Origin of the sequence: Kineococcus rubinsiae (assembly GCF_011839805.1) — a bacterium.
GTDB classification, from domain to species: Bacteria; Actinomycetota; Actinomycetes; order Actinomycetales; family Kineococcaceae; genus Kineococcus; species Kineococcus rubinsiae.
The window spans coordinates 25,292-35,634 of the sequence record NZ_VWPY01000043.1 but is presented as its reverse complement, the minus strand read 5'-3'; the positions used below and the strand labels follow the sequence as shown (position 1 = coordinate 35,634).

Annotated in this window: 10 protein-coding genes; 5 read left to right on the top strand and 5 right to left on the bottom strand. The window is 76.9% G+C overall.

The window, feature by feature from the left end; genetic code table 11:
- The 4 genes from F1544_RS17440 to F1544_RS17425 form a co-directional block, all read right to left on the bottom strand.
- A partial coding sequence (locus F1544_RS17440; RefSeq protein ID WP_167587399.1) for a serine/threonine-protein kinase occupies positions 1 to 2,575 on the bottom strand: 2,575 nt, incomplete at its 3' end.
- Between the two features lie 104 nt (positions 2,576 to 2,679).
- Positions 2,680 to 3,741 (bottom strand): ribosome small subunit-dependent GTPase A, encoded by a 1,062-nt coding sequence (rsgA, locus tag F1544_RS17435; RefSeq protein ID WP_167587398.1) that lies wholly within the window; start codon positions 3,739 to 3,741, stop codon positions 2,680 to 2,682.
- A gap of 45 nt (positions 3,742 to 3,786) precedes the next feature.
- Complete coding sequence (gene aroA, locus F1544_RS17430) at positions 3,787 to 5,205, bottom strand: 3-phosphoshikimate 1-carboxyvinyltransferase (protein WP_167587397.1); 1,419 nt, start codon at positions 5,203 to 5,205, stop codon at positions 3,787 to 3,789.
- Positions 5,206 to 5,272: 67 nt separating this feature from the next.
- Positions 5,273 to 5,803, bottom strand: coding sequence for a DoxX family protein (locus tag F1544_RS17425; RefSeq protein ID WP_167587396.1), 531 nt, complete (start codon positions 5,801 to 5,803; stop codon positions 5,273 to 5,275).
- A 155-nt stretch (positions 5,804 to 5,958) separates the two neighbouring features.
- Between F1544_RS17425 and F1544_RS17420 the strand changes: the two genes are divergently transcribed.
- The 3 genes from F1544_RS17420 to rsrA all read left to right on the top strand — a co-directional run bounded on the left by F1544_RS17420 (position 5,959) and on the right by rsrA (position 8,106).
- On the top strand, positions 5,959 to 6,765 hold the full coding sequence (locus tag F1544_RS17420) for an SOS response-associated peptidase (RefSeq protein WP_167587395.1): 807 nt from the start codon (positions 5,959 to 5,961) through the stop codon (positions 6,763 to 6,765).
- 91 nt (positions 6,766 to 6,856) lie between these two features.
- Positions 6,857 to 7,768 (top strand): sigma-70 family RNA polymerase sigma factor, encoded by a 912-nt coding sequence (locus F1544_RS17415; RefSeq protein ID WP_373368095.1) that lies wholly within the window; start codon positions 6,857 to 6,859, stop codon positions 7,766 to 7,768.
- On the top strand, positions 7,765 to 8,106 hold the full coding sequence (gene rsrA / locus F1544_RS24770) for a mycothiol system anti-sigma-R factor (protein ID WP_167587394.1): 342 nt from the start codon (positions 7,765 to 7,767) through the stop codon (positions 8,104 to 8,106). Before F1544_RS17415 ends, rsrA begins: the two co-directional genes overlap by 4 nt.
- Before the next feature lie 79 nt (positions 8,107 to 8,185).
- Here the strand turns inward: rsrA and F1544_RS26865 are convergent, their stop codons facing one another.
- Positions 8,186 to 8,260: a 50S ribosomal protein bL37 gene (locus F1544_RS26865; RefSeq protein WP_373368096.1), complete on the bottom strand. Its 75-nt coding sequence runs from the start codon at positions 8,258 to 8,260 to the stop codon at positions 8,186 to 8,188.
- A gap of 130 nt (positions 8,261 to 8,390) precedes the next feature.
- On the opposite strand from F1544_RS26865, the gene F1544_RS17405 reads away from it, so the two are divergent.
- Both F1544_RS17405 and F1544_RS17400 read left to right on the top strand, forming a co-directional pair.
- Positions 8,391 to 9,494, top strand: coding sequence for a type IV pilus twitching motility protein PilT (locus tag F1544_RS17405; protein ID WP_208972099.1), 1,104 nt, complete (start codon positions 8,391 to 8,393; stop codon positions 9,492 to 9,494).
- A gap of 70 nt (positions 9,495 to 9,564) precedes the next feature.
- A complete protein-coding gene (locus F1544_RS17400) occupies positions 9,565 to 10,305 on the top strand; it encodes a phosphotransferase family protein (RefSeq protein ID WP_167587392.1) in 741 nt (246 codons plus the stop codon).
- Positions 10,306 to 10,343: the final 38 nt, after the last annotated feature.

Below are 10,343 nucleotides of genomic sequence, written 5' to 3'. Positions count from 1 at the left end.
CCGCCCACCGGCCCCCGACGGGGGCGGGCAGGGCCAGACCGAGCTCGGCGAGGCCCCGGTCGGCCGCGCGCAGCGACAGCAGCGGGCCCGCGGCGGAGCGCTCGTGGCGGTGCAGGACGGCCACCTCGCCGAGCACGACCGCGCGCTGCACGCGGTCGCCGCCCTCCTCGGCGAGCAGCCGCCCGAGGTGGTCGTGGGCCCGGCGGTGGTGCCCGATCCGCGCGCAGCTCGCCGCCAGCAGGCGCCGCAGCCCGGGGTCGAGCTCGGTGCCGGCCTCGTGCGCGGCCCGCTCCGCGTCCTGGAGCAGCTGGACCGCGGACTCGTGCGCGTGGCGCCGGGCCGCCTCGACACCGGCTGCGGCGCACACGGTCACCACGTCGGAGGCGGCGACGGCGTCGCCCGCCAGCAGGTGCTGGCGGGCGCTGGCGAAGAGCAGGTCGGAGCGGTCGGGCACGCTCTGCAGGACCCCGGCCGTGCCGTCCGCCGCCCCCCGCAGGACGGTCGCGAGGCGGGCGTGCAGCGCCCGGCGCTCGCCGGTCGCGGTGTCGGCGAGCAGGGCGTCGACCACCTGCTGGTGGGGGCACTCGTGCCACCCGCGCGGCCCGGGCCGCAGCAGGCGCGTGGCCACCCCGGCGGCGAGGCCGTCGCGCACGGCGGCGGCGTCGAGGTCGGGGGCGGCCGCGGCGCGCACGAGCTCCTCGCAGACCGAGCGCCCGCTGGCCGCGGCCAGGCGCAGCACCCGGCGCTGGGCGCCCGAGAGCCCCGCGAAGCGGCCCAGCAGGGCGTCGAGGAGGTCGGCGCCGACGGGGACGGCGTCCAGGACGGCCGCCTCCAGCGTCCAGCGCCCCCACTGCGGCAGCAGGCCGCCGTCGTCGAGCGTGGCGTGCAGCACGGCCCGCAGGGCCCCGGGGTTGCCGGCGGCCCGCGCGGCCAGGCTCGCCGCGACGGCGTCGGGGACGGCGGCCCCCGGCAGCCGGCGGCGGACGACGGCCCGGGCCGCGGTGTCGGAGAGCACGGGCACGTCGACGACGACCGTGCGCCCGCGCGCCTCCTCCGGGGAGGTGAGGTGGCCCGCCCCGGGCCGGTCCACGACGGCCACGAGCAGGGGCAGGTCCCGGCACTCCGCCGCGACCGTGCGCAGGACCGCCAGCGTCGAGGCCTCGGCGTGCTCGGCGTCGTCGAGGACGACGAGCACGGGGCCCGTGCGCGCGGCCGCGGCCAGGAGCAGCCGGGCCAGCTCCTCGCCGCGGGGGCCGGCGGTCGCGGACGCCTCGCCGCCGTCCGCGGGCGCGTCGTCGAGACCCGCCCGGCGCAGGGCCAGGCGCAGCCCGGCCAGCGGCGCGCTGGGGGCCGTGGTGGTGTCCAGGACGACGGTCGTGGCCCCGCTCGCCGCGGCCCGGCGGGCCAGGTGGGCGCCGAGGGAGCTGCGGCCGGACCCGGCCGGCCCCCGCACGTGCACGACGCTGCCCGACCCGGCGCGCGCGGCGTCCCACGCGCTGTCGAGCAGGGCGAGCTGCGGGGCGCGCTCCAGCAGCGGTGCCGCCACGGGCCCGCGCTGGCGGCGGCGCTCGGCCGCGGCCTGCGGCGCTACCTCGCGCTCGACGCGGGCCAGCACGCTCGCCACGGCCCGGGCGCTCGGCGGCCGGTCGTCCGGGTCGGCGGCGAGCAGGGCGACCACGAGGTCCGCGAGCGCGGCGGGCACGTCGCCCAGCGCGGCCGGGTCCAGCGGCTGCAGCTGCCGCAGCCGGCGGCGGACCTCGTCCGGGCCGGTGCCCGTCACGGGCGGGCGTCCCGTCAGGCACTCGTGCAGCACGGCGCCCAGGGAGTACAGGTCGGCGCGGTGGTCGACGGGGCGGCGCAGGACGCCGGCCTGCTCGGGCGCGCAGTAGAGCAGGGACCCGACGCCCGTGTCCGCGAGGTCCGGGACCGGGTCGACCGCGAGGTGCGCCACGCCGAGGTCGATGAGGACGCAGTGCCCGCTGGGCATGACGACGACGTTGGCGGGCTTCACGTCGCGGTGCACGAGCCCGCTGCGGTGCAGCGCCTCGAGGGCGTCGCTGACGTCGAGGGCCAGCCCGGTGGCGGTGGCGACGCTGAGGGTGGCGCCCGGCGGGGGGACGTCGCCGGCGTCCGCCGGGTCGCCGGGGGAGTGCAGCAGCTGCGCGAGCGTGGACCCGTCGACGACCCGGAGCACTACGGCCAGCTCGCCCTCGATGCGCTCGACCGCGTGCACGCGGTTCAGGCCCGGGTGGTCGACGCTGGCCAGCAGGGCCGCCTCGCGGCGCAGCTGGTGCTCCGCGACCGCGCGGGCCGCGGCCGTGCCGGGCACGGGCGAGAGCCGCTTGACGGCGTACTCGCGGCCGCCGCGCGCGGCGAGGTGCACGACGGTGCCGGACCCGCGGCCGAGCTCGCGCAGGACCGTCCAGCCGCCGGGGGCGCTGCGCTGCGCGGGCGGGACGGGGTCGGACGGGACGGGTTCCGGGGCGACCGGGCCGACGCCGGTGAGCGTCAGCGCGGGGCCGGCAGCGAGGGAGACGCCGGCCTCAGCGGGTGGGGTGGAGCCGCCGTCGCGCACCGCAGCTCCTCACCGTCCGTGTGTGATCATCGGTCACAGTACGGTATCGGTCGCTCATCCTCAGTGACGGCGGTCACGTCGTGGGACGGGGCACGCGGACGGGCTCAGTCGCCGCCCTCGCCGCGCAGCACGGTCAGCAGCCGCCGGAACGACGCCAGCCGCGCCGGCCCGGCAGCACCCGCGTGCCCCTCGGCCACCCAGGCGTCCAGGGCGCACTCGGCCTCGTCGTGCGTGCAGCCGCGGGGGCACCCGGCCTCGCCGCCCGCGAGGTCGGGGAAGGCGTGCAGCACGGCCTCCGGGTCGACGTGGGCCAGGCCGAACGAGCGGATGCCCGGGGTGTCGACCACCCAGCCGCCCTCGGGCAGCGCGAGCGCCGCCATCGACGTCGACGTGTGCCGCCCGCGGCCCGTGACCGCGTTGACGTGGCCCGTGGCGCGGTCGGCCAGCGGGACCAGCGCGTTGACGAGCGTCGACTTGCCGACGCCGGAGTGCCCGACGAGCACGCTCGTCCGCCCCTGCAGGCGCTCGCGGACCTCGTCCAGGCCCACGAGGCCGTCCGGCCCGCGGGAGGTGACCACGGCGTCGAGGCCGAGCGGCGCCCACGTCGAGAGCACCTCCTCGGCGGGGCGCAGGTCGCCCTTGGTCAGGCACAGCAGCGGGCGCATCCCCGCGACGTAGGCCGCGACGAGGCAGCGGTCGACGAGGCGGGAGCGGGGCTCCGGGTTCGCGACGGCCGCGACGACGACGAGCTGGTCGGCGTTGGCGACGACGACGCGCTCGACCGGGTCGGTGTCGTCGGCGGTGCGGCGCAGCACCGTGCGCCGCTCGTCGATGCGCACGACCCGCGCGAGGGTGTCGGGGCGCCCCGAGGTGTCGCCGACCAGGCCGACCCGGTCGCCGACGACGACGCCGGTGCGGCCCAGCTCGCGGGCGCGCATGGCGGTGACCAGGTGCGGACCGCCCTCGACACCGGCGGCGGCGAGCTCCGCGGGGTCGAGGTCGGCGCCCACGAGGCACGTGCAGCGGCCGCGGTCGACCGCGACGACCATCGCGGGGACGGCGTCGCCGTGGCGGGGCCGCTCCTTGGTCCGCGGCCGCGACCCGCGCCGGGTCGGGCGGATGCGGACGTCGTCCTCGTCGTAGGCGACCCGGCGCTCCTCCCTCACGAGCCCTCCCTCACGCGCCGCACCTCACCGCGGGCCCCGTCACGTTCACCGCGAGCCCGACGCGCGGCCGGTGGGCTCGGGGGTGCCGCGCAGCATCGCGTCCCACATGCCGGGGAAGTCGGGCAGCGTCTTGCGGGTGGTCGCGACGTCGACGACCCGGACGCCCTCGACCTGCAGGCCGAGGACGGCGGCGGCCGTGGCCATCCGGTGGTCGGCGTAGGTCTGGAACACCCCGCCGTGCAGCGTGCGCGGGCGCACCAGCAGGCCGTCCGCGGTCTCGACGGCGTCACCGCCCAGCCCGTTGATCTCGGTGACCAGGGCCTTGAGACGGTCGGTCTCGTGCCCGCGCAGGTGGGCGATGCCGCGCAGCTGCGTCGGCGAGCTGGCCAGCGCGGCCAGCGCGGTGATGACCGGGGCCAGCTCGCCGGCCTCGCGCAGGTCGAGGTCGACGCCGAACAGCTCGCCCGTGCCCTCCACGAGCAGACCCTCGCGGTCGAGGGTGACGTCGGCGCCCATCTGGTCGAGGACGTCGCGCAGCAGGTCGCCGGCCTGCGTCGTCGACTGCGGCCACGCGGGGACGCGGACGCGGCCGCCGCAGACGGCCGCGGCGGCCAGGAACGGCGCGGCGTTGGACAGGTCGGGCTCGACCTGGACGTCGAGGGCGTTGATCTCGCCCGGCTCGACGTGCCAGGTGCCGGGCACGGAGTCGTCGACCACGACGCCCACGTCGCGCAGCACCTCGATGGTCATCCGCACGTGGGGCTCGCTCGGCACGGGCGGGCCCTCGTGGTGCAGGACGAGGCCGTCGCGGAAGCGGGCCCCGGCCAGCAGCAGCGCGGAGACGAACTGGCTGGAGCCGGACGCGTCGATGGTCGCGGTCCCGCCGGGCAGGCCGCCGTCGCGGCCGCGGACGCTGAACGGCAGGAGGCCGCGGCCCCCGTCGTCGACCTCGGCGCCGAGCTGGCGCAGCGCGGTGAGCAGCGCGGCCATGGGCCGCACGCGGGCGCGGGGGTCGCCGTCGAAGGCGACGGGGGAGCCGGCCAGCGCCGCGACGGGCGGCAGGAACCGCATGACCGTGCCGGCGAGCCCGCAGTCGACGCTGACGCCGCCGCGGACCTCGTTCGGGTGCACGACCCAGTCCGCCGCACCGGCGGCACCGTCGGAGGGACCGCCGGGACCGCCCTCGACGACCTCGCTGCCGAGGCGGCGCAGCGCGTCCACCATGAGGCGCGTGTCGCGGGAGTCGAGCGGGTCGCGCAGCAGGGAGGAGCGCTCCGCGAGCGCCGCGACCACGAGGTAGCGGTTGGTGAGGGACTTCGAGCCCGGCACCGGCACCACCGCCTCGAGGGGGGTGTCGCGGTGCGGGGCGGACCACAGGGCGGGTGCGTCCGCCGGGGCGGCGGCCCCGCCCGGGGTGGGGACGCCGGCGGTGGCGTCGGGGGTCGGTGGCGTCACGCGGAGCATCCTCGCAGGCGCCACCGGCGGGCCGGCTCCCCGCCGACCACCGCCGTCGTCCTCGTGCCGGGCGTCGTCAGGCGACCTTCGCGGCCGCGAGCTGCAGGTCCTTCTTGCCGCTACCGGCGGCGTGCGCCGCCTCGCGCGTGGCCAGCTTCGCGAAGCGCTTGGCGTCGCGGCCGGCGCGCTTGCCGCGCCAGGCCAGGCCGGGCTTGCCGGCCGTGTCGACGGCGGCCAGGAGCGCGCCGCCGAGGAGCCCGACGTCCTTGAGGAAGTCCTCCAGGACCTCGCCGCGGACGGTCTTGTCCTTCTCGGTCCAGAACGGGTGGTTCACGTAGGCGCTCGGGGCGAGCGTCGAGGCGAGCACCACGGACGTGACCCGCGGCAGGCGGCCGAGCGCGAAGAGCACGCCCGCACCGGCCATGGCGGCACCGTTGAGACGCACGAGCAGGACGGGGTCGTCCGGCAGGCGCAGGGGTCCGGCGACGGCGTGCGCCACCGGTTGGGCCGAGGGGGCCAGGTCGCGGGCGTTGCGCACCTGGTCGATCCCGGTCTTGATGAAGATCGCCGCGAGCATCGGTCGGGCCAGCCGTCGCACCACTGTCATGGGAGTTGCCTACCGCATGATCTCCGCGGGCGCCTCCCCGCCCGCCTCCACGGACCCCTCGGCAGACCCCTCGACGGACTCTGCACCGGACCCCCCGCCGGACCCCGCGGCGCCCGCGCAGCGCCGGGCGCGCGCGTCGGTGAGAGGGTGCCTGCATGTGCGGCCGCTACGCCCTCCGGACCGAGATCGCCGACCTGGTGGAGGAGTTCGAGGTCGACGAGGACCTCACCGGCGGGACGGCGACCCGCAGCACCAACGTCGCCCCGACGACGACCCCGCCCGTGGTCGTCGAGCGGGTGCCGCGCGAGGACCCGGACGCGCCGCCCGTGCGGTCGCTGCGGGCCCTGCGCTGGGGCCTGGTGCCCAGCTGGTCCAAGGACGCCTCGGGCGCCGCGCGCATGGTCAACGCCCGGGTGGAGTCGCTGCTGGAGAAGGCCGCCTTCGTCAAGGCGGCTCTGACGCGGCGCTGCCTCGTCCCGGTCGACGCCTGGTACGAGTGGCAGGCCAGCCCGGTCGCGACGGGTCCCAAGGGCCCGCGCAAGCAGCCGTTCGCGGTGCGCGCGAACGACTCCCGGCCGCTGTCGCTGGCCGGGATCTTCGAGTTCTGGCGCGACCCGGCCAAGCCCGACGACGACCCGGACCGCTGGCTCGTGAGCTTCGCGATCGTCACGACCGCCGCGGAGCCCGGTCTGGACCGCCTGCACGAGCGGATGCCGCTCGTCGTGCCCCGCGAGCTGCGCGACGCGTGGCTGGACCCGGAGCTCGCCGAGGCCGACGACGTCGGGGCCCTGCTGGGCGCGCTGCCCCGCGACCTGTTCGCCACGAGCCTGGACGCCCACCCCGTCTCCCGGCGCGTCGGCAACGTGCGCGACACGGGGGAGGACCTGCTCGACCCCGCCCCGGCCGCCGAGCTGGAGGGCGTCGTGGACCTGCGCACGGGGGAGCTGCTCGGCGCGTCCTGACCCGCGGCCGGGGCCCGCGGGGGCACTCCGCCGCGTGCCGCCGCACCGGCGGTGCAGGAATGGTGACGTCCCGGCGTGCGTTCCAGATCACATGCTGCCGGTTCTCGAGACGACGACCGCGCCGGGTTCCCCGGCGCTGCGTCCGCGTCGCACCTCGGGTCCCCCGCGACGGGGCCCCGAGACGCGTCGGACGCATCCCAGCTCCCCTGCGGGGCTCGCCACGCGGCCCGGCGGACGGGCGACCACGATCACGAAGAGGACCCCCATCACCACCAGCGTGCTGCCGGACCGCACCTCCTACGGCGAGTCGGACCGCGAGGCCCTAGGCTCGCTGTCGATGACCGAACAGACCTCGCGAGCCCCCTCGGAGGAGACCGCCGACGAACGCGCGGCGCGCTTCGAGCGGGACGCGCTGCCCTTCCTGGACCAGCTGTACTCGGCCGCGCTGCGCATGACGCGCAACCCCGCGGACGCCGAGGACCTCGTCCAGGACGCGTTCGCGAAGGCCTACGGCGCCTTCCACCAGTACGCGCCGGGCACGAACCTCAAGGCGTGGCTGTACCGGATCCTCACGAACACGTACATCAACACGTACCGCAAGAAGCAGCGGGAACCCCAGCAGTCGCACGCCGATGAGATCGAGGACTGGCAGCTCGCGCGCGCCGAGTCCCACACCTCGCGCGGCCTGCGCTCGGCCGAGACCGAGGCGCTGGACCACCTGCCGGACTCGGACGTCAAGCGTGCGCTGCAGGCGGTGCCGGAGGACTTCCGGATGGCCGTCTACTACGCCGACGTCGAGGGCTTCGCGTACAAGGAGATCGCCGAGATCATGGGCACGCCCATCGGCACGGTGATGTCGCGTCTGCACCGCGGGCGCCGGCAGCTGCGGGAGATGCTGCGGGAGTACGCGGTCGGGCGCGGGGTGTCGGGCGCGGCTCCGGCGGAGGCGGCCGAGCAGGCACCCGCCACCAGCGGCGCCGGCACCTCCGGGAGCCGGTCGTGAGCGCGGCGGAGACCTCCGGGGCACCGGAGCAGGAGCGCGCCACCACGGACCACGCCACCATCGACCACGCCACGATCGACCTGGCCTCGCACGACGACCACTGCCGCGAGGTCCTCGAGCGCGCGTTCGAGTACCTCGACGGCGAGATGGGCCCGCTCGACTGCGACGCGGTGAAGACCCACCTCGAGGAGTGCGTCAGCTGCCTGGAGCAGGTCCGCGAGGACGAGCGCCTCAAGCAGGTCATCCGCGAGGGCTGCCCGTGCGAGTCGGCGCCGGAGGACCTGCGGGCCCGGATCCTCGTGCGCATCACCGAGGTGCGCGTCACCAGCGGTTCCTGACCGCCGCTCCCCGCAAGGGGAGCCCGGAACAGCGGAAGGCCCCGGACCAGTGGTCCGGGGCCTTCGTCGTCCTCGCGCCTCAGGCGTTGGGACGGTTGCCGTGGTTCGCGGCGCCCTTCTTGCGGCTGCGGCGCTTGCGGCCTCGCTTGCTCATGGCTGCTCCTTCCTCGCTCGCGGTTGCTCGTCACCATGCTCCCACGCAGCGGGCAGTGCTCCGCCTCGGCTCCCGCCGCCGGACGGGTGGCCCCGCTCAAGGTCGGGCCCGCGCACGCCGAGGAGACGGGGTGACGACCCTCGACTCCGCGGCCGACGTGGCCATCGCGCCGTACCTGCGGGCGCTCGTGGACCTGCGCGGCTCCGACCTGCACTGCAAGGCCGGTTCGCCCCCGAGGGTCCGCATCGACGGCCGGCTGCGGTCGCTGCAGGCGCCGCCGCTCACGCCCGCGGACACCGAGGCGATGCTCGCCCAGATCCTGCGCCCCGACCTCGTCGCGGAGTTCGAGCGCACGAACGAGGCCGACTTCGCCTACGGGATCCCGAACGGCGTGGGCCGCTTCCGCGTCAACGCGTTCCGCCAGCGCGGGTCCGTCGCCCTCGTGCTGCGCCGCGTCGCCTCGCAGGCCGTGCCGCTGTCGGCGCTGAGCGTCCCGGCCGTCCTGGAGCAGCTCGCCCTGGAGCAGCGCGGCCTCGTCCTCGTCACGGGCCCCACGGGCTCGGGCAAGACGACGACGCTCGCGGGGATGATCGACCACGTCAACTCCACGCGTGAGAGCCACATCGTGACGATCGAGGACCCGATCGAGATCCTGCACACCGACAAGCTGTCGATGATCAGCCAGCGCGAGGTGCGCCAGGACACCGCCGACTTCTCCACGGCGCTGCGCGCGGCGATGCGCCAGGACCCCGACGTCATCCTCGTCGGCGAGATGCGCGACCAGGAGACGGTGAAGGCCGCGCTGTCGGCGTCGGAGACGGGGCACTTCGTCCTCTCGACCCTGCACACCATCGACGCGGCCGAGACGATCAGCCGCATCATCGACTTCTTCCCCCCGCACGAGCAGAAGCAGGTCCGGCTGTCCCTGGCGGGGGCGCTGCGCGGCATCGTCTGCCAGCGCCTCGTGCCGCGTGCCGACGGCCAGGGCCGCTGCGTCGTCATGGAGGTCTGCCTGAACACCGGCCGGGTCGCGGACGCGATCGCCGACCCGGACAAGACCCACCACATCACCGACCTCGTCCGCGAGGGCGGCTTCTACGGCATGCAGACGTTCGACCAGCACCTCGTGGCCCTGGTCCGCGACGGCGTCGTGACGCTGGAGGACGCCACGCAGGCCGCCTCCAGCCCGCACGACCTCGCCGTCGAGCTGCGCCGCCTCGGGATCCTCGCCTAGGACTCGCGCCCGCAGACCTCCGCCGGGAACTCCGTCGCCGCCGCGCCGCGGTCCGGCGAGGATGAGCGCCGTGCCCGAGGTCGAGGTCGTCGTCGCCCACCGCGAGCGCGCGACCCTGCGCGTCGGGGAGGTGTTCCTCAAGGTCGACGCCGACCCGGCGCGCACCGAGGTCGAGGTGGCCGCCATGGCCCTCGCGCCCGTCCCGACCCCGCAGGTGCTCTGGCGGCAGCCGCCCGTGCTCGCGCTCGCCGCCGTGCCCGGCACGGCGCTGGGGCGGCTGGGGCACGCCGAGACCGCCCCGCCGTCCGCCTGGGCCGCGGCGGGCGCCGCCGTGCGCCGGCTGCACGACGCGCCCCTGCCGCCGTGGCCCGGCCGCCGTCTGGACGCGGTCGCCGCCGACCTCGACCGCGAGTGCGCGTGGCTCACCGCGAACGGCGTGCTGCCCGCCGACCTGGTCCGGCGCAACCGCCGGGTGGCCGAGGCCGTGCTGCGGCCGTGGACGCCGGTCTTCGTGCACGGCGACCTGCAGACCGGCCACGTGTTCGTCCACGGCGACGAGGTCACCGCGGTGATCGACTGGTCCGAGGCGTCGCGGGGCGACGCCCTCTTCGACCTCGCCGTCCTCACCCTCGGGCACGAGGACCGCCTGGACGACGTGCTCATGGGGTACGGGGCGGCGGTGGACCTCGACGTGGTCCGCGGGTGGTGGTCGTGGCGGAGCCTGTCGGCCGTCCGCTGGCTGGTGCAGCACGGCTTCGACCCGTTCGCGCCGGGCTGCGAGGTCGACGTCCTGCGGGCGCGAACGACCTGAGCGCGGGGTGCGCCGCGGTACCCCGCGAGGTTCTTGCC